Origin of the sequence: uncultured Tateyamaria sp. (genome assembly GCF_947503465.1) — a bacterium.
Lineage (GTDB): Bacteria > Pseudomonadota > Alphaproteobacteria > Rhodobacterales > Rhodobacteraceae > Tateyamaria.
The window spans coordinates 145001-166451 of sequence record NZ_CANNDN010000002.1 but is presented as its reverse complement, the minus strand read 5'-3'; the positions used below and the strand labels follow the sequence as shown (position 1 = coordinate 166451).

Below are 21451 nucleotides of genomic sequence, written 5' to 3'. Positions count from 1 at the left end.
AAAATGCAGCGCCATGCCCTATGTCCTGTTTTGCATCGCGTGATGCAGAACCAACAGTAAAGGATAAATCCAATGCCGACAATCAGAGTTACCGTGCCCGCAGGCGCGTGGAGCACAGAAGAAAAAGCCAAGATTGCAGAGACGCTGACCGGCGGTCTGGCCGGTGTTGCGGCAGATGCCGGCAAGGGCGACATCAAGGGGTATATCAACGTCCAGATCATGGAAGCCGCGTCTGGCGGGTATGCCGTCGGGGGCCACGTTGTTGGCTGAGGGGATGGTGCCAGAATTGTGGGCCGTGGCGGGGTTGAGTGCCCTTTGGTTGCTGCTGGTCTTTGGTCAGCAGCTTTACAACGACAAGGCCAAGGGGGCCGCCTGGGCCCTGTCGAACCGCGATGATCAGGACATGCCCGCGACATCCCTGCGTCTGGCCCGTGCGACTGTCAATCACGTGGAAAATACGGTGATGTTCGCGCCTGTGGCGTTGGTGCTGGTGATGGCCGGGTTGAACACCGGCGTGACGGCCGTGGCCGCGCTGGTGTTTCTGGCATGTCGCGCGGGCCACGCGCTGACCTATGCGCTGGGGGTCACCCATATTCGCAGCGGCTTCTGGATCGGGGGCGTCGTGGCCACTGTTGTCACGGGCTGGCCCCTGATCCGGGCGCTGTTTGGATAGGCAAGGGCGGCCGGGGATGTCCCCGGCCGCCCTCGAACATGTCGATTATTCGGCGGGCTGGAGCGCCGGGGCCGTATCGCCCTTGTGCAGGCCGACAACACCCATCACCGTCGCGCCGATGGCCCAGTAATACAGGGCGTCAAGGCCGGTGAAGCCCAGCAGGAAAGGCGCTGCGAGAAACGCGATGCCCACGGCACCGTCAACCGCCAGGTGCAGCGTGTAGGGCAGGACGCGGATCAGTCCCAGTTTGTGATCGGTCAGGATTGTCAGGCCAAGGGCAGCGATGCCCGTGACCACCGACAGCCAGAAGGCCAGGGGGTTGGACTGGCCCAGTCCCAACAGGGCGGGCATCATCATCAGGCCAAGGGCAACGGGGTAATCAAGGTAGGCATGCACGTCTTTGGTTACGAAGCGGATGGACATCTTGGAGGGTTCCTTTGGTGAGGTGTCTGGTGCGTGTGACAGATATTATGTACCGATCGGTTTCCATTCAATTCACGCTTGATCACGCCCGCGTGTCACCCGTTGTGCCGGTATCCGCACCGCATCAGCCGATCAGGTCCGAACCGGGGTTGACTCGGCCAACCGCCCGGGTAAAAGCGCGGTTCAATACGAATTTCCCGCTGGCGGGCCGCTTTGGCTGCGCTGGCGATGCAGGAGACAGCAGATGGCCAAGCCAACCACGATCAAGATCCGCCTGAACTCGACCGCAGGCACCGGCCACTTCTATGTGACCAAGAAAAACGCGCGCACCATGACCGAGAAGATGGTCGTACGGAAGTATGACCCCGTGGCGCGCAAGCACGTTGAATACAAGGAAGGCAAGATCAAGTAAGATCGCCCTGCCTTTTCGATGTCCAAGGCCGCGCCCCACCGGGGGTCGCGGCCTTTTCCTTGTTGGAACCGGAGACCGACATGATCGTGCGCCCCACCACCAAAGCGGATATGGCGGCTGTCGATATGCTGTTGGCGCGCACCTATCCGAAGCTTTTGAAGGCGGATTATCCGCCGTCGGTGCTGGTGACCGCCTTGCCCATCATCAGCCGCGCGCGGCCCGAGTTGCTGGTGTGCGGGACCTATTACGTGGTGGAGGAAGATCGTTTGATCCAGGGCGCCGGTGGCTGGACGCCCGACAGGACGGAGGCCCATCTGGGCCATATTCGGCACGTTGTGACGGATGACCGGGCGGTGCGGCGCGGAATCGGGCGGCGGTTGATGGAGCGGTGTTTTCACGATGCGCGCGCCGCGGGCGTGACCCGGATGGAGTGCTGGGCCACGCGTACGGCCGTGCCGTTCTACAAGGCCGTGGGATTTGAAGACGTCGGGCCGATTGATGTGCCTTTGGGGGATGGCATCCTCTTTCCCTCGGTCCGAATGCTGCGCGATCTGTGACCGGCGGCGCGGCTTGGTGCGCCTTAGTTGGGTTGGGTGGCGGGCCGTCCGTCAAGCGTCTGGTAGATGCGCGTGTCGGTTGTGCGGTCATAGATCAGCACGCGGTCATGGTCGGGATAGGTCACCGTATCCGCGTTGACCCGCGTGCCTATGACCACGTAGCGGGCGGGTGCGTCGCTTCGGTTCTGCATGCAATGCGCGACCGGGTCGCCCGCGCGCCAACAGGCGGCATCGCCGGGCGTCAGCGCGGTCTCAACCCCGTTTTCGATCAGGGTCACGGTGCCCGACAGGATCAGCACCATCTCGTCCTCCGTGCGGTGCCAATGCGCGTGAGAGCTGCGCGAACCTGGGGGCAGGTCCTCGATGAAGGCGCCGAATTGGGTGAGGCCGCCGGTGTCGCTCAGCAACTCGGCGCGGTAGGGGCCAAGAGAAGTGTCATTGCCGCCTGCGTCCGTCCTGGCAGTTCCGGCTTTGATGACGGTCATGGCGCGTGCTCCTGTCTCAAATGAAAAAGGCCGGTCACATCGACCGGCCTTTCGCTACTCGGATTGGATCAGCCTATTCCTGCTGGCCCATGAACATCAGCAGGAACTGGAACATGTTCAGGAACGAGATGTAGAGGCTGAGCGCGCCGTCAATGGCGGCCTTGTCCAGCCAGTCCTGATCGCCATGCGCCGCGTGCGCCACATAGGTGTTCTTGATGTCCTGCGTGTAGAACGCTGTCAGACCGGCAAAGATCAGGACGCCGATGGCCGAGATCGCAAACATCATTGCAGGGGACTGCAGGAAGATGTTGATGATCATCGCCACGATCAGGCCGATCACACCCATCATCAGGAAAGTGCCCATGCCGGACAGGTCCTTCTTGGTGGTGTAGCCATAGAGGCTGAGGCCCGCGAAGGCGATCGCAGTGACCAGGAAGGTCTGCGTGATCGAGTAGGGCGTGAACACCAGGAAGATCGAGCTCATCGACACGCCCATGACGGCGGCGAAGATGAAGAAGCCCAGTTGCACGGCCGCGGCAGAGCCACGGCGCATCAGCGCGCCCCAGCCAAACAGCAGGAAGGCGAGCGGTGCGAACATCACGACCCAACGCAAGGGTGTGGTGTAAAGCAGCGTGCCCAGACCCGTCAGGTACTGACCTTCGCGCAGCGCCACCGTGGCACCGGTCGGATCGGATGTGACAGCCAGACCTGCAATGGCCCATGCGGCCAGTGCAGTGATCAGCATGCCCACGGACATTGTGCCGTAGACCTTGTTCATGTGGGCGCGTAGGCCCGCGTCGATCTGGGCGGCGCGTGTACCGGCCGCGGACCGGATCGTATTCAACTCAGCCATTGTTGACCTCCAAATTGATACAAAGCCCGGTGGAGGATCCACCGGTCGCGGATTTCCGCCCGCATTGGGTCAAATATCGGGTCAGTTCCCTTGTCATTCAAGGGTTTTTGAAGGGTTTTCGGCGGGCAAGGTGCGACATTCCGACCGTTTTTGTCATAAATGCCGCACATGCCGATTTCCGAACCGGCCTTGCCTAGTCGCGCCAGGTGGCGGGGACATCCCAGATGGGTTTGGCGCTTTCGCGTGCGGCGCGGCGCGCATCGACCCCGATGTCGTCCAGCGCACGCGCATCCAGGCGGGCAAGGGCGCGGCGCGATTTCCACACCGAAAACAATGTGTCCAGACCGGGCAGGCGGCGGGCGGCCGGTTTCAAAGTGCTGTGGCGGGCGGTGATGTCGGTGAGCGCCATTGGAGCGTCCTTTCGTCTTTCGTGATGTGTTTGCTTTGTTGTATCAATTCTGTTGATCTATATGGCGGATCATGACACATTCTGAAAACGAATGTTTATGATGCAAAGCATCAGGGAGATTGATATGAGAAATTTGGACATCACCACGTTGCGGTCCTTCGTTGCGGTAGCGGAGAGCGGGGGCGTCACGCGGGCGGCCGGGTTCCTGCATCTGACCCAATCGGCGGTGTCCATGCAGTTGAAGCGCCTTGAAGACCTGTTGGGTCTGGATCTGTTCGACCGGTCCGGCCGGACAATTGCGCTGACCGCATCGGGCGAACAGCTGCTGGTCTATGCACGCCGGATGGTGGCGCTGAATGACGAGGTGATCACGCGCCTGACGGATCAGGCCTATGAGGGCGAGATTACCCTCGGGGTGCCGCATGACATCGTTTATCCGGCCATTCCAAGGGTGCTGAAGCAGTTTCATGCGGCCTTTCCACGGGTGAAGGTGCAACTGGACAGCTCCTACACCCGCCGTCTGAAGGCGGAGTTTGCAAAAGGGGCGTGCGACATCATCCTGACGACGGAAACCGGCATTGATGCAGGCGGTGAACAATTGTGCACAAAGCCGCTGTGCTGGGTGGGTGCACCCGGCGGATCGGCCTGGCGGCAGCGCCCGCTCAAGCTGGCCTTTGGGCGGCAATGCACCTTTCGTCCCCGTGTGATAGAACGGTTGGACAGCGCGGGCATTCCGTGGGACGTGGTGGTCGAAACCGAAAGCGACCGCACGATCGAGGCGACCGTCAGCGCCGATCTGGCGGTGCACACGATGATCGAAGGCACCGAACCGCCCCATCTGGACCGGATCGAACATGGCGGTGCACTGCCGGACCTGCCCATGCACAGCATCAACCTGTATGGCGCCGGAGGGGCGGCAAACGAAGTGCATGATGCGCTGGTCGGTTTCCTGCGGCGCGCGTTTCAGGCCGCAGATGCGGTGGCGCTGCGTGCGGTATCAGGGGCAGTTTGACATTTTCGAATCAATATTGTGAGCAACAATTGGCTTATCCCGCCGGGGAGGCGAGATTTGTTACATGCCTACTAAAGTCTTAAAATGCCTCGATAAAGCGGATTGGGGACTTCAATTTTAAGTGGTTGTGCCCGTGTGATGTTTATCGTGTAACGTGTTGAAGCATTGTGAGAAACAGGGTGCGCGCAAGAAGCGATTTTGCGCATGAACCACGACACACGTACGGAAGCGACGGCCCGCGCGCGCGTCACGGGGGTGGCGACGGGCGCATCGCATTCACGTGATACGGGTGGATTGCGTTGAAAAAATTGGGCGTACACCATACACTGTAAACATTACGCGACGCTTGGTGTGGTTCTCACCTTTGCACCGGGCGTTGTGAAAACCGCAGAATTAATAGGTTGGGCACGCAATGGCACATTTGGTAGACGTTCATGTCGGCAAACGGATCCGACAGCGCCGGTGGCTGATTGGCATGACCCAGCAAAAGCTGGCCGACATGGTCGGGATCAAGTTCCAGCAAATCCAGAAATATGAAACCGGTGCCAACCGCGTCAGTGCCTCACGGCTGTGGGACATAGGCGAGGCGATGGGCGTTCCGGTGGCCTTTTTCTTCGAAGGCCTCAAGGAAGATGCAGGTCAGCCTGCTGGCATTGGCAATGTCCCCACGGACATGCTGAGCGACAAGGAGGCGATGGAACTGGTACGCACCTACTACGCCATTCCCGAAGCGCAACGGCGCCGCCTGTTCGAACTGGCACGCGTGCTGACAGACGTCGCCTAGAACCTACACTCTTTGCTTGCGCCGCGCGTGCCACTCTGGCACGCCAAAGGCATGTCTTATCCCTTTTCAGAGCTGATCGCCGTCGCGCATGCCATGGCCGACGCGGCGCGTGCGGCCATCCTGCCTCATTTCCGCACCGACACGCTGACCGCCGAAAACAAGGCGGCAGACGGCTTTGATCCGGTGACCATTGCAGATCGCGCCGCCGAACAGGCGATGCGCGCGGTTCTGGCCCGGATGCGCCCGGCGGATGCGGTCCTGGGCGAAGAATACGGGGCCCTGCCAGGCACGAGCGGGCTGACCTGGGTGCTGGACCCAATTGACGGCACGCGCGGGTTCGTGGCGGGGACACCGACCTGGGGCGTTCTGATCGGTCTGAGCGATGACAGCGGACCGATCCTGGGTATGATCGATCAGCCCTATATTCAGGAACGGTTCTGGGGGGCGGGCGAAGTCGCCCGTATGCGAGGCCCATCGGGCGAACGGGATCTGGCGACCCGCGCGCCGCGCCCCCTGTCAGAGGCTGTTCTCTTCACCACCTTTCCGGAAGTGGGCACCCCGCACGACCGTGCAGGGTTCGAGGCCGTTGCGCACACTGTGAAACTGGTGCGGTACGGGATGGATTGCTATGCCTACGCGCTGGTCGCGGCCGGGCAGGTGGACCTGGTGATCGAGGCGGGGCTGAACAGTTACGACATCCAGGGGCCGATCGGCGTGATCGAAGCCGCCGGTGGCGTTGTGACCGACTGGTCCGGGGGCCCGGCGCACGAAGGCGGGCGGGTCGTCGCGGCCTCGCACCCGGACGTGCACCGCGCCGCGTTGGACATTCTGGCGGCCCACGTGTGACAGAGATCGTGATCAAATCCGCGTCCCACCTGGTGACGATGGACGGCGACCGGCGCGTGTTGCGCGACACGGACATTCGCCTGTGCGATGGCCAGGTGGCAGAGATTGGCGGCCACCTCGAAACGACAGGCGAAACCGTGGATGCGCGCGGGTGCGTCGTCACGCCCGGCCTCGTGAACACGCATCACCACCTGTACCAGACGCTGACGCGGGCGGTGCCTGCGGCGCAGAATGCGCTGTTGTTTGGCTGGTTGCAGACGCTTTATCCGATCTGGGCCCGCTTCACGCCGGACCACATGTTTGTATCGGCCCAGATCGGATTGGCGGAACTGGCGTTGTCGGGCTGCACCTTGTCGTCGGATCACCTGTATCTCTATCCCAACGGATCGCGCCTTGACGACACCATCGCGGCTGCGGCGGAGGTTGGCGTGCGCTTTCACCCCACGCGCGGCGCGATGAGCATTGGCGAAAGCGCTGGTGGCCTGCCGCCGGATCACCTGGTCGAGGAGGAAGGCGCGATCCTTGAGGACATGCTGCGCGTGATCGACGCCTTCCACGACCCGTCACCGGCGTCGATGTGCCGGGTCGGCGTGGCCCCGTGTTCGCCGTTTTCCGTCAGCCGCGAGCTGATGCGCGATGCGGCCATACTGGCCCGTGACAAGGGTGTGATGATGCACACCCATCTGGCCGAGAATGACGAGGACATCGCCTATTCGCTGGCACAGTTCGGATGTCGCCCCGGCCAATATGCGCAGGATCTGGGGTGGGTCGGGCCGGATGTGTGGCATGCGCATTGCGTCAAGCTGGACGCCTCCGAGATCGCGCTTTTTGCCCGCACGCGCACCGGCGTGGCGCATTGTCCCTGCTCAAATTGCCGTCTTGGGTCCGGCATCGCACCGGTGCGGGCCATGCGGGACGCGGGCGTGCCCGTGGGTCTTGGCGTGGATGGGTCGGCCAGCAACGACGCCGGCAATCTGGTGGCCGAAGCGCGACAGGCCATGTTGTTGCAGCGGGTCGCACAAGGTGCGGATGCGATGAGCGCGATGGACGCGCTGGACATCGCCACGCGCGGCGGGGCCGACATACTGGGCCGTCCGGATTGCGGCCGGATCGAGGCCGGAGCCCGGGCTGACATTGCCATCTGGGACACCAGCGGGATCGAGGCGGCAGGCAGCTGGGATCCTGCCGCTTTGCTTCTGGCCGGGCCCACCACCGTGCGCGATCTGTTTGTCGAGGGCCGGCAGATCGTGCGGGACGGCCAGGTGACCACGTTTGACCTGGGCGCGGCCATTGCGCGGCAAACCGCGATGGCGCAGGCACTGAGCGAGGCGGTATGAGGTCACTTTTCCTGAGCATTTCGATGTGTTTATGGGCCGCAGCCGCCGTGAGCGATCCTGTCGCGCTGAGCGCGGTCAATGCCGAACGGGCGGCGCAGAACCGTGCCCCTCTGGTCTATGACCGCAGCTTGGAGGCGGCGGCAGAGGCCCACGCACAGGACATGGCGCGCTCAGGTTTCTTTTCCCACACGGGATCGGATGGGTCCGATATCGGCCAACGTCTGACCCGCGCCGGGTATCGGTATTGCTTTGGGGCCGAAAACATCGCCGCGGGCCAGCGCAGCCTGACCGAGGTGATGGCCGCGTGGATGGGATCGCGCGGGCACCGGCGCAACATCCTGCATCGCGACGCGAAGGCGGTCGGGCTGGCGCAGGCCCCGGGCAATATCTGGGTGATGGTGCTGGCCGCCCCCTGTTAGGTGCGCCTGACGCCCGCGACCCACACGTCTGCCACCGCGCGGTCATCGCCCATCATGATGGTCGGGAACACGGCGTCCCAGATGTCTTCCGCCTGGGCATGCCGCTGCGCGATGGCCGGGGTCGACGCCAGGTCAAGGACACAGAGGTCGGCGGCAAGGCCCGGCGCAATCTGCCCGATCTCATCCGCACGGTGCAGCACACGCGCCGCCCCCGCAGTCGCCAGCCACAAAAGCTGGGCCGCATGAACGGCCACACCGCGCAATTGCGCGATCTCGTAGGCGGCGGCCATGGACCGAAGCATGGAAAAAGACGAACCGCCGCCGGTATCCGTGGCCAGACCCACGCGCAGGCCCGCACCGGCAAGGCCCATCAGATCAAACAGGCCCGAGCCGATGAACGTGTTGGACGTGGGGCAGTGCACAAGGCCCGCGCCCACCTCGCGCAAACGGTCCACTTCGCGCGGCACAAGGTGGATGGCGTGGCCATAAAGTCCCCGCGCGCCCAACAGCCCATGCTGTTCGTATGTATCCAGGTAATCCCGCGCAGTCGGATACAGGCCGCGCACCCAGGCGATTTCGTCCACCTGTTCGCTCAGATGGGTTTGCATCAGGGCATCGGGATGCTCGGCCCAAAGCGTCCCAAGCGCGGCCATCTGGTTTTCGGTCGAGGTCGGGGAAAAGCGCGGCGTGATGGCATAGTGCGCACGGCCCCTGCGGTGCCATCTGTCCAGAAGCGCCTTGCTGTCGTCATAGGCCGATTGCGCGCTGTCACGCAGGCCGTCGGGGGCGTTGCGGTCCATGCAGGTCTTGCCCGCGACCACGGCCATGTTGCGCTCTGCCGCCGCTGTGAACAGCGCCTCGACGCTGGACGGATGGATGGTGCAGAAACTGGCGACGGACGTGGTGCCGTGATCCAGCAGAAGATCAAGATAGCGCGCGGCCGTGGCCTGCGCGTAGGCCGGATCGCCAAAGCGCATTTCTTCGGGGAAGGTGTAGGTGTTCAGCCAGTCGATCAGCCGCTTGCCCCAGGACGCGATGATGCCCGTCTGCGGATAATGCGCGTGCGCGTCGATGAAACCGGGGCAGATCAGGTGGCCGGTGTAGTCGTGGCGCGCCGCGTGCGCGCCTTGCGCCTTGGCCGCGTCGCCCAAGGCCGTGATCCTGCCATCCTCGATCAACACCGCGCTGTTTTCACCAAGATGCACCGCGTCGGCCCACGGGGTCACAAACGGGTCGCCAGAAAAGGTCAGCACATGGCCGGTCAGAAGATGCGCATTGCTCATGCAGGTCTTATGCCGGGCAGCGCGAAGCGGCGCAAAGCGAAATCCGGCCCATTGTCAGCCCATGGGGTGCGCCCTATGGTCTGCCCAGACGCCACGGAAGGGAGACGCACGCCATGTCAGATGAGGCCAACGTGACGGACCCCACCAGCGATGAAAACGCCTATGTGCTTGAACGCAAGAACGTTTCCGCGATCCTGTATGCCGTTGACATCGAAGACCGCGAACAGCTGACCAAGCTGATGGAGCCGCTGCACGCGGCCGACATTGCCGACCTTCTGGAACAGATCAACGCCTTTGACCGGTCGCGCCTGATCCGCCTTTATGATCGCGAATTTGACGGCGACATCCTGACCGAACTGGACGAAGCGATCCGCGAAGAGGTGATTGCCGTTCTCAAGCCGAACGTCCTGGCCGAAGCGGTGCGCGATCTGGACAGTGACGATGTGGTCGACCTGATCGAAGATCTGGACGACAAGCAGCAGGAACAGATCCTGGATGCGCTGGAGGACACCGATCGTGCGCTGGTCGAACAGTCGCTGGCCTTCCCCGAGTATTCTGCCGGTCGCCTGATGCAGCGCGAGGTGGTCATGGCCCCCGAACACTGGACCGTGGGCGAGGCCATCGACCGGCTGCGCAATGCCGAGGAAGAGGACCTGCCCAATCAGTTCTACCACATCGTGCTGGTGGACCCGCGCCTGCATCCGGTGGGCAATGTGACGCTGGGCAAGCTCATGCGGTCGCGGCGCGAGGTGATGCTGACGGATCTGGTGGAGGACACCTTTCGCGTCATTCCCGCCAGCCAGGACGAAAGCGACGTGGCCTATGCCTTTAACCAGTATCACCTGATCTCGGCCCCCGTGGTTGATGACGAGGGGCGGTTGATCGGTCTGATCACCATCGACGACGCGATGGCCGTGCTGGATGAAGAGCACGAGGAAGACATCCTGCGCCTGGCGGGGGTGGGCGAGGAATCGGCCCTGTCGGATTCGGTCCGGGAGACGACCAAGCGGCGTATTCCGTGGTTGGCGGTGAACCTGGTGACGTCCATCCTCGCATCGCTGGTCATCGCGCAGTTTGAAATGGCGATTGCCCAGATCGTGGCGTTGGCCGTCCTGATGCCCATCGTGGCGTCGATGGGGGGCAATGCCGGCACGCAATCGCTGACCGTGGCCGTGCGCGCGCTTGCGACCAAGGATCTGACCGGTGCAAATGTGTGGCGCGTCATCCGGCGCGAGGTGTTGGTGGGCCTGATCAACGGCGCTGTCTTTGCCGTAGTGATGGGCGTTGTCGGCATCCTCTGGTTCGGATCGCCTGCGCTGGGATACGTGATTGCGGCCGCGATGGTGGTGAACATGGTTGTGGCGGGGCTGGCGGGCACAGGCATTCCCATCGTGCTGGACCGCATCGGAATAGACCCGGCGCTGGCCTCGGGGGCGTTTGTGACCACCGTGACGGATGTGGTTGGTTTCTTTGCGTTTCTCGGCCTTGCGGCCATCGTGCTGCTGTAGGGCTGCGGATGGATCTGGCGGATCAGAAAGCGGCCGTGCGCAAACAGGCCTTTGCCGCGCGCAAGGCCGCGTTCGACCTGGATGCGGGTGGGGCGTCGGGCCTGTTGTCATCCGTTCTGGCCGGGTACCGGGGTGTGTCGCTGGCGGGTTACATGCCCATCCGGTCCGAGATTGATCCGCTGCCTGCCATGGCCGAGGCGGCCGCGCATGGGCATGTCGGTGTGCCGGTGATCATGGGGCAGGGGCAACCGCTGCGTTTCTCGCGCTGGATGCCCGACGCGCCGCTGCGCGCGGGTCCGTTCGGCGCGATGGTGCCGGAGGTTGACGATTTCCTTAAGCCCGAGATCTTGATCGTGCCGCTTGTTGCCTTCACCCGGACGGGCGGGCGTTTGGGTTATGGCGGCGGCTTCTATGACCGGACATTGCAGCAATTGCGCGCGCGTCGGGCGACCCTTGCCATCGGTTTTGCATATGGCGCGCAGGAAATGGCGGCGCTGCCGATGGAGCCGACGGATCAGATGCTCGACATGATTGTCACGGACGCAGAGGTGATTGAGGTCTGAAGGGGGCCAGCCCCCGCGGCCTGCGGCTTCACCCTCGGAATTTTTGGAACTGAGAGAGGGGACGCGGTGCGCTTTGGGCTTGCCGTGCGCGCCGTGCGCGGCATATGGGGCCGTATGAAACTTCTATTCCTGGGTGATGTGATGGGCCGCGCGGGCCGTCAGGCTGTCACCGATCACCTGCCGCGATTGCGCGCCGACTGGGACCTCGATTTTGTTGTTGTGAACGGGGAAAACGCCACGTCCGGCATGGGGCTGTCCGGTGCGCATGCCAAAACCCTGCTTGAGGCCGGCGCGGATTGCGTGACGCTGGGCGACCATGCCTTTGACCAAAAGGACATGCTTGCCTTTGTCGAGCAGGAGCCGCGGATCATTCGCCCGCTGAACTTCTCCAAGGCCGCACCGGGTAAGGGCGCGCGCCTGTTCACGGCGCGGAACGGCAAGAAGGTGCTGGTGGCCCAGGCGCTGGGGCAGGTGTTCATGAAGCGGCCTTTTGATGATCCTTTCTCGGCCCTTGAAACGGTGTTCCGTGCCCATCCTCTGGGTGGTCAGGCCGACGCCATCATCGTGGATTTCCATTGCGAGGCGACCTCCGAGAAGATGGCGATGGGGCATTGGTGTGACGGGCGGGCCAGCCTGATGGTTGGCACCCACACCCATGTGCCGACGGCAGACGCGATGATCCTGTCCAGGGGGTGTGCCTACCTGACCGATGCGGGCATGTGCGGCGACTATAACTCGGTCATCGGCATGCAGCGGGACGAACCCCTGCGCCGGTTCATCACCGGCATGCCAAAAGAGCGGTTTCAGCCGGCCCTTGGCCCCGCCACTCTGTCCGGCGTCTATGTCGAAACGGGTGCTGACGGACGCGCGACGCGCATCGAAATGGTGCGCGAGGGCGGGCTTTTGCAGGCCAGCGGTCCATGACGGGTCGCGCGGCCCTCGGGTTCACGGCAGTGCTGATCCTGCTGGGGGCGGGGTGGGGCCTGACCATGCCCCTGACCAAGATTGCCGTCAGCACCGGATATCAGCATTTCGGCCTTCTGTTCTGGCAGATGGCGATCGGCGCTGCCGTCATGACGGTGCTTGGCCTGGTGCGCGGTGCGCGCCTGCCCTGGGGGCGGGATCACATGCGGGTCTATCTGGTGATTGCGCTGATCGGATCGGTATTGCCCAACTCGGCCAGCTATCAGGCGGCGGTGCACCTGCCGTCGGGCATCATGTCCATCCTGCTCAGCATGATCCCGATCTGGGCCTTCCCCATCGCGCTGCTGCTGGCGCTTGACCGCTTTGAATGGCGCCGTTTCGCGGGCTTGCTGGTCGGATTGACCGCCGTCCTGTTGATCGTGCTGCCCAACGCGAACATGACCGGCGCGATCCCGATTTTCTGGATCTTCGTGGGTCTGATTTCGGGCCTGTTTTACGCGTTCGAGGGCAATTACGTGGCGCGTTGGGGGACGGCGGGCCTGGATGCGGTGCAGGTCCTGTGGGGTGCCTCTGTCGTGGGGGCCGTGATCGCGCTGCCTCTTGCGCTGTTCAGCGGGCAATGGATCGATCCGCGCCCGGCATACGGGGCCGCAGACATCGCCCTGATCCTCAGTTCCGTCACCCATGTGCTGGTCTATGCGGGCTATGTCTGGCTGGTGGGCCGCGCGGGCCCCGTTTTTGCGGTGCAGGTCAGTTTTCTGGTGACGCTCTTTGGTGTGTTCTGGGCCAAGCTGATCCTGGAGGAGGCCTATGCCCCGACCGTCTGGGCCGCCCTTGCACTGATGCTGGTGGGCATGTTTCTGGTGCAGCCGCGCCGCGGGCGGGTTGAAGCGGCGGCATCGTTGGGGGACAGTGCACGCTGATCGCGCATGAACAGGGGTCGTGCCCATGGGGCTGATCGAGCTTTCGCAAACAGGCTATGCCATCCTGACGCTGGTGGTGGTGGGCGTCATGTTCGTGCTGTTCCTGCGCGAGGTGTTTCCGACCGAAGTGGTGGCCATCGGCGGCGTGGCCCTGATGCTTGGGTCGGGTGCATTGCCCTATGACGATGCCCTGATCGTTCTGTCCAACCCGGCCCCGTGGACCATCGCGGCGATGTTCATCATCATGGGGGCGCTTGTGCGCACCGGGGCGCTGGATGCCTTCACCGGGCTGGCGGACCGCAAGGCCCGAACCAACCCGGCCGTGGCCGTCATCCTGTTGATGGCCTTTGTTGTCTTCAGTTCGGCAATCGTGTCGAATACCCCGGTTGTGGTGGTCATGATCCCGGTGATCATTCAACTGGCCAAGACAATGGGGCTCAGCCCGTCGAAACTGCTGATCCCGCTCAGCTATGCCGCGATCCTGGGCGGCACGCTGACCCTGATCGGCACCTCGACCAACCTGCTGGTGGACGGTGTGGCCCGGGCGCAGGGGATGGCGCCGTTTACCATCTTCGAGGTCACGCCGCTGGGCATTGTCCTGGTGGTCTGGGGGATGGTGTACTTGCGGTTCTTTGGTCCCCTGCTGTTGCCGGACCGCGACAGCTTGGCGGGGTTGCTGAGCGACCGCAGCCGCATGAAATTCTTTACCGAGGCCGTCATCCCCCCCGAATCCAACCTGGTCGGACGCGAGGTGACGGGCGTGCAGTTGTTCAAGCGCGATGGCGTACGCCTGATCGATGTGATCCGGGGCGATCAGTCGTTGCGCCGGAACATGGCAGGGGTCGCGTTGCAGGTGGGCGACCGTGTGGTCCTGCGGACCCAGATGACCGAGCTTTTGAGCCTGCAACGCAACAAGGAACTCAAGCGCATCGATCAGGTCGGCGCGGTCGAGACAACGACGGTCGAGGTTCTGATCACACCCGGCTGCAAGATGGTGGGCCGGTCCCTGGGGGCGCTGCGCCTGCGCCGCCGCTACGGGGTTTATCCACTGGCCGTGCACCGCCGGAACCAGAACATCGGGCGGCAGCTGGATGACCTGGTGGTCAAGGTCGGTGATACGCTGCTGTTGGAAGGGGCACCCGAAGACATCCAGCGTCTGGCCAGTGACATGGACATGGTGGATGTCTCCAAGCCCTCGCAACGCGAATACCGGCGCAGCCACGCCCCCATTGCGCTGGGCGCGCTGTTGGGGATCGTGATCCTGGCGGCCCTCGGGGTTGCCCCGATCCTGATGCTGTCGGTGCTGGCAGTCGCCGTGGTGCTGATCACCCGCTGCATCGACGCGGACGAGGCGTTTTCCTTTGTCGATGGCCGCTTGCTGGCGCTTATCTTTTCCATGCTGGCCATTGGTGCGGCGCTCGAGGCGACGGGGGCGGTGTCGCTGATCGTGGATGCCATCGCGCCCAGCCTGATGGTGCTGCCGCCGTTCCTGATCGTGTGGGCGGTGTACCTGCTGACCTCCGTCCTGACCGAATTGGTCAGCAACAATGCGGTCGCGGTTGTGGTGACACCCATCGCCATCGGCCTTGCCACTGCCCTCGGGATTGATCCGCGCCCGCTTGTGGTGGCGGTGATGGTGGCGGCGTCGGCGTCGTTCGCGACGCCCATCGGCTATCAAACCAACATGCTTGTCTATGGTCCAGGCGGCTACAAGTTCACCGACTTCATGCGGGTGGGCATTCCGCTCAACCTAAGCGTCGGCGTGCTGGCGTCGGCGGTGATCCCGCTGATCTGGCCGTTGTGAGGGAAAGAGACTGTTAACGGCGGGCTGCTATGCGGGGCATCACCCAACCCGCAGCATGCCATGCCTGACCTTCGCCGACCCGCACATCTGATCACACCCGATTACGAGGACAATGGGCTGTTCCGGTCACCGGTGCGGCGCGTCACTGTCGGGCTGGTGCCGCAAATGCACCGCAACAACCGGCAGGACCTTGTGGTGCGCGGCTTTACCCAGGACGGTGCCGCGATCCAGGTGCTGTTTGCCGGGCGGCGGACCCGGCAGGCCCATGGGGTCGAGGCGCGTTTGCGCGCCCTGTTGTTCCACGCCCGGTCCAAGACCCCCGGCTGGCGCCCCGAAGGGGTTGATACGATCCAGCTGCCGGTGCGGATCGAAGGGGTGTGGCGGTCCCGCTTTTCCCGGGATGCCTGGGGGTGCGAAACGCGGCATTTCCAACTGATTGCGGCACGGTGGGCGATGTTCGATGACAGCGGCGTGGCCCACCTGTGCGGAGAGGCGCCCGTGCATCTGGAACAGCGGCATCCCGGCCGGATCAGGGGGGCGTCAGGCGATGGAATTTGACCGCCCGGCAGCGCGCCCCGAAAAGATGCAGCCGCCCAGGAACGTGCCCTCAAGCGCATTGTAGCCGTGATAGCCCCCGCCGCCAAAGCCCGCGACCTCGCCGGCCGCGAACAGGCCCGGCACAGGCACGCCATAGGCCCCGATCATCTGGCTGTCGAGGGTGGTGTGAAGCCCGCCCAACGTCTTGCGCGTCAGCACATGCAGCTTGACCGCGATCAGCGGGCCGTTCCCAGGATCAAGGAACTTGTGCGGCTTGGCCGTGCGCAACAGGCGGTCACCGCGATAGTTGCGCGCGGCATGAATGGCCATCATCTGCGCATCCTTCGAGAACGGATTGTCGATCTGGGCATCCCGCGCCTCGATCTGTGCGCGCAGTTTGGCCTCGTCAATCAGGTTGCCGCCCGCGACCTGGTTCATGCCCCGGACAAGCGTGCTCAGATCGTTGGCGACGACAAAATCCTCGCCGCGTTCCTTGAAGGCTTCGACCGGGCCGGTGGCGTTCTTGCCCGACAGCACGCGTTGCCTGATCACCTCTGACCACTTCTTGGAGGTCAGGTCCGGGTTCTGCTCGGACCCGGACAGCGCGAATTCCTTCTTGATGATCTTCTGGGTCAGCACGAACCAGCTGTAATCATAGCCCGTCGCGAGAATGTCGCGCAGGGTCGACATGCTGTCAAAGCCGGGCAGGGCGGGTGGGGCGAACCGGTTGCCTTCCGCGTCGAACCACATCGACGACGGACCCGGCAGGATACGAATGCCGTGGCTGGGCCAGATCGGGTCCCAGTTCTTGACGCCTTCGGTATAGTGCCACATGCGGTCGCCATTGATGACGTGTCCGCCTGCCGCCTCGGAAATGCCGATCATGCGGCCGTCCACATGGGCAGGCACACCGGCCACCATGTCCTTGGGCGCGGGCCCAAGGCGGTCTGTGGGCCACACCTTGCGCACCATGTCGAAATTGCCACCAATGCCACCGGAGGTCACGATGACCGATGGCGCGCGCAGCGCGAACTCCCCCACCTTGTCGCGGTTGGTCTGCTGGCCGCGCGCGGCACCGTCGTCGGCCAGCAGCGTGCCACTGACACCCTTGGCCGCCCCGTTCTCCATATCAATCCGGTCCACCTGGTGGCGAAAGTTGAACTGGATCAGGCCCGCCTTTTCATGGTCTTCGCAGCGGCGCACGAAATGTTCGATGATGCCGGGGCCCGTGCCCCAGGTGATATGAAACCGGGGCACTGAATTGCCGTGCCCATCGGCAAAGCTGCCGCCCCGTTCGGCCCAGCCCACGATGGGAAACCACCGCAACCCCATCGCATGCAGCCAGGGGCGCATCTCGCCCGCGGCAAAGTCGATATAGGCTTCGGCCCATTTGCGGGGCATAGCGTCTTCGTCGCGGTCAAACTGGGCGCTGCCCATCCAGTCGTTCAGGGCCAGCGCGCGGTTGTCACGGATGCCCATGCGCCGCTGTTCGGGCGTGTCGACCATGAAAAGCCCGCCCAGGGACCAGAAGGCTTGACCGCCGAGGAAACTGCGCGGCTCCTGATCAACGATGATCACCCGCTTGCCGCGATCCCCAAGTTCGGCGGCCGCGGCCAGACCGGCAAGGCCCGATCCCACGACAATGGCGTCTGCCTGATCCATCTGCGGTCTCCCTCAGCGGCTGCGGAACCATACCACAAAGGGTGCGGCAACAAGATACATCAGAATGCCGTAGACCCCGGATGGCAGGGCCATCGCGCTGAACCCGTCGGCCTGGCCGGATATGAGGGCGGCCAGCGTGATGCCAAGGGTCGCGTTCTGGATGCCGGTTTCAACGGCGATCGTCTTGGACTGGTCCCAGGGCAAGGCGGCCAACCGGGCCAGGGCCAGGCCGACCAGCAGAAGAACAAGGATAAGCACCACCAGCGCAGGACCCAGCGTGTCCAGGTTGCCGACAAAGATGTCCCAGTTCGCGGCCAGCGCGGCAACAACGATGATGATGAACAGCAGGGTGGCAAGGCGCGACAGAAAAGGTTCGACACTGATGGCGAAATCGGTGGCATAGCGGCGGATCAGGACCCCGATCAAGACCGGCAGCGTGACGATCACAAAGACCGACACGGCAAGGCGTGTCACCGACACATCCGGTGCGGCATCCCCCATGAAATGCACGACCGACCACGCGGCAAGGACAGGGACCGTCAGAATGCTGAGCAGGCTGATAACAGCCGTGAGGGACACCGATAGGGCGACGTCGCCCCGGGACAGGCGCGCAAGCATGTTTGACGTGACGCCACCCGGACAAAAGCTGAGCAGCATGAAGCCGACGGCGATTTCGGCGGGCAATCCAAAGGCGCGCACCACACAATAGGTGACACCGGGTAGCAGGATGACCTGAGCGATCGCGCCGGTGGCAAAGGCCTTGGGTGTGCGCAGGACGCGGCCAAAGTCGGCAAAGGTCAGTCCGATGCCGAGGCTCAGCATGATGATCGCCAGCGAAAGTGGCAGCACCACGTTTACAAGTATGTCCATTCCGTCGCCTCCCTGCGCGCGACGTTAGACGGGACGGTCCGTTGCACGCAACGCTTACCCTTGGTCAGCCGTTTTCCGGCCCGGAAAACGGTCCGGAATTTTGCAAAATTCCGATGCGCGGATCAAAGCGGCCAGAACAGCAGGATGGCGGGGATCGACACCGCAATCACGATGACCTCGAGCGGCAGGCCGATACGCCAGTAATCGCCGAACTTGTACCCCCCGGGTCCCAGTATCAGCGTGTTGTTCTTGTGTCCGATCGGGGTGAGGAATGCGGACGAGGCGGCGACCGCCACCGCCATCAGGAACGGGTCGGGCGAGACACCCAGCGTCTGGGCCATCTGGATACCGACAGGTGCGGCCACGATGGTTGTGGCAGTGTTGTTCAGCACGTCTGACAGGCTCATCGTGACGACCATCAGCACCGTCAGCACCGCCCAGGCGGGCAAGCCGTCGGTCAGTGTCACCAGCCAACCCGCGATCAGTTCCGTGCCGCCCGAACTTTCCAGCGCGGCCCCCAGCGGGATCATGGAGCCGAGCAGCACGATCACGGGCCATTCGATATGGGTATAAAGTTCGGACAATGGCACGATCTTGGACAGCACATAGGCCACCACGACAAGGCCAAGCGCAATGGGCAGGTACAACAGGCCCACGCTTGCCGCCGCGACCGCCCCTGCAAACAGCCCGATGGCAAGCCAGACCTTATCATCGGCTGTCACGGCCAGACCGCGTTCGGCCAGCGGCAGGCCGCCCAGCCACTGCGTCACATCCTGGCCGGTGTCGCGCGGCACCAACAGCAGCAGGATGTCGCCCGCGCGGACTTCGGTCTTGCGGATCTGCTTGGTGATCCGCTTGCCGCCACGCGAAATCCCCAAAAGCACGGTGGATTGGCGCCAACTGAGCCCGACACTTTGCGCTGTCCGTCCGATCAGACGGGATTGGTCCGTGACGACGACTTCAATGATTTCAACGCCTTCCCCGGCTGCTTTCAACTGCTCTTCGCGCTTGGCATCCGCGACCGCCAGGCTGAGGGCCGCGCGGAATTCGTCCAGCGCATCGGGCGTCGCCTCGATCACCAGGGCGTCGCCCTCCTGCAGGACCGTATTGCGGGCGCGCCCGTAGCGGCGTTTGCCCTCCCGGATCACGCCGATAATGGCGACATCGGCCTTTTCCGCCTCTTCCTCCAACTCGCCCACGCGTTTGCCTGCATGTTTGGACCCTTCGGGAATGGTCAATTCGGCGATGTATTCCGACAGAGCCTCGTCCGGGGTGCTGCCATCCTCGCGCGCCGGGATCAGCCGCCAGCCGACAAGCGCGACAAAGGTCAGGCCCGCGATGGCGGCGATGCCCCCCACCGGGGCGAAGTCGAACATGCGGAAGGGTTCGCCCAGGCTGTCTTGGCGGATCGTGGCGATGATGATGTTGGGCGGCGTGCCGATCAATGTGACCATGCCACCGAGGATCGTGGCAAAGCTGAGCGGCATGAGGCTGAGGCCTGGCGACCGACCGGCCTTTCGCGCGGTCTGGATATCGACCGGCATCAGGAGCGCAAGTGCGGCCACATTGTTCATGAAAGCGGACAGCACGCCGCCAATGGCCCCCATCAACGTGATATGCGCGCCAAGCGATCGGCTGGCATCGACCAGGGTGCGCGTGATCAGAAAGACCGCACCCGAGCGCACGAGCCCCGCCGAAACCACGAGCACCAGGGCCACCACAAGCGTTGCGGGGTGGCCGAAGCCGGAAAAAGCCTCTGCACTGGGCACGACCCCCAGCACAACCGCCGCCATCAGGGCGGTGAACGCAACAATGTCATAGCGAAAGCGCCCCCAGAGCAGCAGGCCGAAGACGGCGCCGAACAGGGAAAACAGGATAATCTGGTCGGTGGTCATGTCCGGCACCCTAGGGTTCGGGGGCTGGGCGTTCCAGTTGTTTCTGCGGACGCGGTTTGAGGCTGTTCATGCCGCAATGTGTGAGGCGGCGGGCCAGTGCTGGTCTTGCCCGGTCCCGGGGTGTCGGGGTGGGGGGCGGGCGACCCGCGGGATCAAGCGGGCGCTGCGCGACGCGATTTTTTGCGTGAATGGGGGCGCTGCCCCCAAACCCCCGGGATATTTCTGGCCAGAAGAAGAGCGTGGGCCGTGATCCGTTACCAGTGGATCGTTCGGGTGGAGGGGGCGGTCCAGTCGATCCGGGGGCCTGCCGGGACAATGCCCAGCGGGTTGCGCGCCTCGGACGGGGAAAAGTAGCCTGCCTTGTAGATGTCGGGTTTGACGGTTTCGGCCACGCCAGGGAGGGCATTCAGCGCGCGGGCATAATCCCACAGGGCGGGGTAGTCGCTGAGTTTCGCGAGGTTGCATTTGAATGCGTAATGGTAGGCCACATCGAAGCGGGCCAATGTGGGAAAGAGGCGCAGGTCGGCTTCGGTCAGGTTTGTCCCAGTGAGCGTGATGTGTTTGGTGAGGTGGCTTTCGAGATCGTCCAGCGTGGCGAAGAGAGCGGTGACGGCGGCGTCATATGCCTCTTGCGTGCGGGCAAAGCCGGCACGGTAGACACCGTTGTTGACATGTGCGTGGATCAGGGTGTTCCAGCGGTCAATCTCGGCCTTTTGATGGTCGGGGCACAGGCGGCGGTTTGGATCAAAGGTGGTGCCGAGCATGCGCACGATGTCGGCGCTTTCGTTCGAGACGATCTGTTTCGTCTCTTTGTCCCAGAGGATCGGCACCGTGATCCGCCCGGTATAGGGGGGGTGTTGACGGGCATAGACCTCGTGCACGGCGGACGTGCCCAGTTCCACGTCGGTGAATTCACCGTCCGTGTCGAACACCCAGCCCTGTTCGGTACGCCGGGGTTTGGCGATGCTGATCGAGATCGCGTCCTGAAGCCCGAGAACCGCCCGTGTCAGCAGCGTGCGATGCGCCCACGGGCAGTTCCAGGCGACGAAAAGGTGATAACGGCCATGGTCCGGCGTGAACGGGCCATCTGGTGTGATCCTGCCCCGCAGCGTGCTTTTGGCGCGCTCGTATGCGCCGTTTTGGGTGGTGCCGGGGCCGGGGTCCTGGACCTGGTACACACCTTCGATCATCACGCCCATGGTTTGCTCCGTTCTGTTTGGTTGCAAGCTAGCAGAGCGGGGCAGGCGTGCCACGCACGGGAGGGCTGCGCCG

24 protein-coding genes are annotated in these 21451 nt (G+C 63.7%); 15 read left to right on the top strand and 9 right to left on the bottom strand.

Annotated features, from left to right (window positions below):
- Positions 1-72 precede the first annotated feature (72 nt).
- The gene (locus tag Q0844_RS13370; protein ID WP_299045658.1) at positions 73-270 is read left to right on the top strand and encodes a hypothetical protein; all 198 of its coding nucleotides are present in this window, start codon (positions 73-75) and stop codon (positions 268-270) included.
- A gap of 4 nt (positions 271-274) precedes the next feature.
- Positions 275-673 (top strand): MAPEG family protein, encoded by a 399-nt coding sequence (locus tag Q0844_RS13365; RefSeq protein WP_299045656.1) that lies wholly within the window; start codon positions 275-277, stop codon positions 671-673.
- 45 nt (positions 674-718) lie between these two features.
- Here Q0844_RS13365 and Q0844_RS13360 read toward each other — a convergent pair whose 3' ends face one another.
- Positions 719-1096, bottom strand: coding sequence for a hypothetical protein (locus Q0844_RS13360; RefSeq protein ID WP_299045653.1), 378 nt, complete (start codon positions 1094-1096; stop codon positions 719-721).
- A 244-nt stretch (positions 1097-1340) separates the two neighbouring features.
- Between Q0844_RS13360 and rpmG the strand changes: the two genes are divergently transcribed.
- Together rpmG and Q0844_RS13350 are read left to right on the top strand one after the other, a co-directional pair.
- Positions 1341-1508, top strand: a complete 168-nt coding sequence (gene rpmG, locus Q0844_RS13355) for a 50S ribosomal protein L33 (protein ID WP_039682682.1) — start codon at positions 1341-1343, stop codon at positions 1506-1508.
- A gap of 80 nt (positions 1509-1588) precedes the next feature.
- On the top strand, positions 1589-2065 hold the full coding sequence (locus Q0844_RS13350) for a GNAT family N-acetyltransferase (RefSeq protein ID WP_299045643.1): 477 nt from the start codon (positions 1589-1591) through the stop codon (positions 2063-2065).
- Positions 2066-2088: 23 nt separating this feature from the next.
- On the opposite strand, the gene Q0844_RS13345 is transcribed toward Q0844_RS13350, so the two are convergent.
- The 3 genes from Q0844_RS13345 to Q0844_RS13335 all read right to left on the bottom strand — a co-directional run bounded on the left by Q0844_RS13345 (position 2089) and on the right by Q0844_RS13335 (position 3812).
- Positions 2089-2550 carry a cupin domain-containing protein gene (locus Q0844_RS13345; RefSeq protein WP_299045641.1) on the bottom strand — a complete coding sequence of 154 codons (462 nt, stop codon included), beginning with the start codon at positions 2548-2550 and terminating at the stop codon, positions 2089-2091.
- A 73-nt stretch (positions 2551-2623) separates the two neighbouring features.
- Positions 2624-3403 carry a Bax inhibitor-1/YccA family protein gene (locus tag Q0844_RS13340; protein WP_299045639.1) on the bottom strand — a complete coding sequence of 260 codons (780 nt, stop codon included), beginning with the start codon at positions 3401-3403 and terminating at the stop codon, positions 2624-2626.
- Positions 3404-3596: 193 nt separating this feature from the next.
- Positions 3597-3812 carry a DUF1127 domain-containing protein gene (locus tag Q0844_RS13335; protein WP_299045638.1) on the bottom strand — a complete coding sequence of 72 codons (216 nt, stop codon included), beginning with the start codon at positions 3810-3812 and terminating at the stop codon, positions 3597-3599.
- Between the two features lie 124 nt (positions 3813-3936).
- On the opposite strand from Q0844_RS13335, the gene Q0844_RS13330 reads away from it, so the two are divergent.
- From Q0844_RS13330 to Q0844_RS13310, 5 genes are all read left to right on the top strand, one after another.
- On the top strand, positions 3937-4824 hold the full coding sequence (locus tag Q0844_RS13330) for a LysR family transcriptional regulator (protein WP_299045637.1): 888 nt from the start codon (positions 3937-3939) through the stop codon (positions 4822-4824).
- A gap of 412 nt (positions 4825-5236) precedes the next feature.
- On the top strand, positions 5237-5608 hold the full coding sequence (locus Q0844_RS13325) for a helix-turn-helix domain-containing protein (RefSeq protein ID WP_299045635.1): 372 nt from the start codon (positions 5237-5239) through the stop codon (positions 5606-5608).
- 51 nt (positions 5609-5659) lie between these two features.
- Positions 5660-6454 (top strand): histidinol-phosphatase, encoded by a 795-nt coding sequence (gene hisN, locus Q0844_RS13320; RefSeq protein ID WP_299045632.1) that lies wholly within the window; start codon positions 5660-5662, stop codon positions 6452-6454.
- Positions 6451-7791 (top strand): 8-oxoguanine deaminase, encoded by a 1341-nt coding sequence (locus tag Q0844_RS13315; protein WP_299045629.1) that lies wholly within the window; start codon positions 6451-6453, stop codon positions 7789-7791. Before hisN ends, Q0844_RS13315 begins: the two co-directional genes overlap by 4 nt.
- Before the next feature lie 47 nt (positions 7792-7838).
- Positions 7839-8210 (top strand): CAP domain-containing protein, encoded by a 372-nt coding sequence (locus tag Q0844_RS13310; protein ID WP_299045627.1) that lies wholly within the window; start codon positions 7839-7841, stop codon positions 8208-8210.
- On the opposite strand, the gene guaD is transcribed toward Q0844_RS13310, so the two are convergent.
- Complete coding sequence (guaD, locus tag Q0844_RS13305; RefSeq protein ID WP_299045625.1) at positions 8207-9493, bottom strand: guanine deaminase; 1287 nt, start codon at positions 9491-9493, stop codon at positions 8207-8209. The two genes, Q0844_RS13310 and guaD, sit on opposite strands and share 4 nt — an antisense overlap.
- 113 nt (positions 9494-9606) lie before the next feature.
- Here guaD and mgtE point away from each other — a divergent pair, with 113 nt between their 5' ends.
- The 6 genes from mgtE (at position 9607) to Q0844_RS13275 (ending at position 15773) form a co-directional block, all read left to right on the top strand.
- Positions 9607-11001, top strand: coding sequence for a magnesium transporter (mgtE, locus tag Q0844_RS13300; RefSeq protein WP_299045624.1), 1395 nt, complete (start codon positions 9607-9609; stop codon positions 10999-11001).
- A gap of 8 nt (positions 11002-11009) precedes the next feature.
- A complete protein-coding gene (locus Q0844_RS13295; RefSeq protein ID WP_299045623.1) occupies positions 11010-11564 on the top strand; it encodes a 5-formyltetrahydrofolate cyclo-ligase in 555 nt (184 codons plus the stop codon).
- A gap of 114 nt (positions 11565-11678) precedes the next feature.
- Positions 11679-12488 carry a TIGR00282 family metallophosphoesterase gene (locus Q0844_RS13290; protein WP_299045622.1) on the top strand — a complete coding sequence of 270 codons (810 nt, stop codon included), beginning with the start codon at positions 11679-11681 and terminating at the stop codon, positions 12486-12488.
- On the top strand, positions 12485-13411 hold the full coding sequence (locus tag Q0844_RS13285) for a DMT family transporter (protein ID WP_299045621.1): 927 nt from the start codon (positions 12485-12487) through the stop codon (positions 13409-13411). Before Q0844_RS13290 ends, Q0844_RS13285 begins: the two co-directional genes overlap by 4 nt.
- A 25-nt stretch (positions 13412-13436) precedes the next feature.
- Complete coding sequence (locus Q0844_RS13280) at positions 13437-15215, top strand: SLC13 family permease (RefSeq protein ID WP_299045619.1); 1779 nt, start codon at positions 13437-13439, stop codon at positions 15213-15215.
- 60 nt (positions 15216-15275) lie between these two features.
- On the top strand, positions 15276-15773 hold the full coding sequence (locus Q0844_RS13275; RefSeq protein ID WP_299045617.1) for a hypothetical protein: 498 nt from the start codon (positions 15276-15278) through the stop codon (positions 15771-15773).
- On the opposite strand, the gene Q0844_RS13270 is transcribed toward Q0844_RS13275, so the two are convergent.
- From Q0844_RS13270 to Q0844_RS13255, 4 genes are all read right to left on the bottom strand, one after another.
- Positions 15756-17414 carry an FAD-binding dehydrogenase gene (locus tag Q0844_RS13270; RefSeq protein ID WP_299045615.1) on the bottom strand — a complete coding sequence of 553 codons (1659 nt, stop codon included), beginning with the start codon at positions 17412-17414 and terminating at the stop codon, positions 15756-15758. The genes Q0844_RS13275 and Q0844_RS13270 overlap by 18 nt on opposite strands.
- A gap of 12 nt (positions 17415-17426) precedes the next feature.
- On the bottom strand, positions 17427-18284 hold the full coding sequence (locus Q0844_RS13265; protein WP_299045614.1) for a bile acid:sodium symporter family protein: 858 nt from the start codon (positions 18282-18284) through the stop codon (positions 17427-17429).
- Positions 18285-18406: 122 nt separating this feature from the next.
- The gene (locus Q0844_RS13260) at positions 18407-20179 is read right to left on the bottom strand and encodes an SLC13 family permease (protein WP_299045613.1); all 1773 of its coding nucleotides are present in this window, start codon (positions 20177-20179) and stop codon (positions 18407-18409) included.
- Positions 20180-20433: 254 nt separating this feature from the next.
- Positions 20434-21378 (bottom strand): glutathione S-transferase C-terminal domain-containing protein, encoded by a 945-nt coding sequence (locus tag Q0844_RS13255; protein WP_299045612.1) that lies wholly within the window; start codon positions 21376-21378, stop codon positions 20434-20436.
- Positions 21379-21451 lie beyond the last annotated feature (73 nt).

Coding starts and splice junctions, on each gene's coding strand:
- Q0844_RS13295 (WP_299045623.1), top strand. CDS start 11,010: ATGGATCTGGCGGATCAGAAAGCGGCCGTGCGCAAACAGGCCTTTGCC.
- guaD (WP_299045625.1), bottom strand. CDS start 9,493: ATGAGCAATGCGCATCTTCTGACCGGCCATGTGCTGACCTTTTCTGGC.
- Q0844_RS13325 (WP_299045635.1), top strand. CDS start 5,237: ATGGCACATTTGGTAGACGTTCATGTCGGCAAACGGATCCGACAGCGC.
- Q0844_RS13365 (WP_299045656.1), top strand. CDS start 275: ATGGTGCCAGAATTGTGGGCCGTGGCGGGGTTGAGTGCCCTTTGGTTG.
- Q0844_RS13275 (WP_299045617.1), top strand. CDS start 15,276: ATGCCTGACCTTCGCCGACCCGCACATCTGATCACACCCGATTACGAG.
- Q0844_RS13360 (WP_299045653.1), bottom strand. CDS start 1,096: ATGTCCATCCGCTTCGTAACCAAAGACGTGCATGCCTACCTTGATTAC.
- Q0844_RS13285 (WP_299045621.1), top strand. CDS start 12,485: ATGACGGGTCGCGCGGCCCTCGGGTTCACGGCAGTGCTGATCCTGCTG.
- Q0844_RS13280 (WP_299045619.1), top strand. CDS start 13,437: ATGGGGCTGATCGAGCTTTCGCAAACAGGCTATGCCATCCTGACGCTG.
- Q0844_RS13330 (WP_299045637.1), top strand. CDS start 3,937: ATGAGAAATTTGGACATCACCACGTTGCGGTCCTTCGTTGCGGTAGCG.
- hisN (WP_299045632.1), top strand. CDS start 5,660: ATGTCTTATCCCTTTTCAGAGCTGATCGCCGTCGCGCATGCCATGGCC.
- Q0844_RS13265 (WP_299045614.1), bottom strand. CDS start 18,284: ATGGACATACTTGTAAACGTGGTGCTGCCACTTTCGCTGGCGATCATC.
- Q0844_RS13340 (WP_299045639.1), bottom strand. CDS start 3,403: ATGGCTGAGTTGAATACGATCCGGTCCGCGGCCGGTACACGCGCCGCC.
- rpmG (WP_039682682.1), top strand. CDS start 1,341: ATGGCCAAGCCAACCACGATCAAGATCCGCCTGAACTCGACCGCAGGC.
- Q0844_RS13350 (WP_299045643.1), top strand. CDS start 1,589: ATGATCGTGCGCCCCACCACCAAAGCGGATATGGCGGCTGTCGATATG.
- mgtE (WP_299045624.1), top strand. CDS start 9,607: ATGTCAGATGAGGCCAACGTGACGGACCCCACCAGCGATGAAAACGCC.
- Q0844_RS13370 (WP_299045658.1), top strand. CDS start 73: ATGCCGACAATCAGAGTTACCGTGCCCGCAGGCGCGTGGAGCACAGAA.
- Q0844_RS13255 (WP_299045612.1), bottom strand. CDS start 21,378: ATGGGCGTGATGATCGAAGGTGTGTACCAGGTCCAGGACCCCGGCCCC.
- Q0844_RS13345 (WP_299045641.1), bottom strand. CDS start 2,550: ATGACCGTCATCAAAGCCGGAACTGCCAGGACGGACGCAGGCGGCAAT.
- Q0844_RS13290 (WP_299045622.1), top strand. CDS start 11,679: ATGAAACTTCTATTCCTGGGTGATGTGATGGGCCGCGCGGGCCGTCAG.
- Q0844_RS13260 (WP_299045613.1), bottom strand. CDS start 20,179: ATGACCACCGACCAGATTATCCTGTTTTCCCTGTTCGGCGCCGTCTTC.
- Q0844_RS13335 (WP_299045638.1), bottom strand. CDS start 3,812: ATGGCGCTCACCGACATCACCGCCCGCCACAGCACTTTGAAACCGGCC.
- Q0844_RS13270 (WP_299045615.1), bottom strand. CDS start 17,414: ATGGATCAGGCAGACGCCATTGTCGTGGGATCGGGCCTTGCCGGTCTG.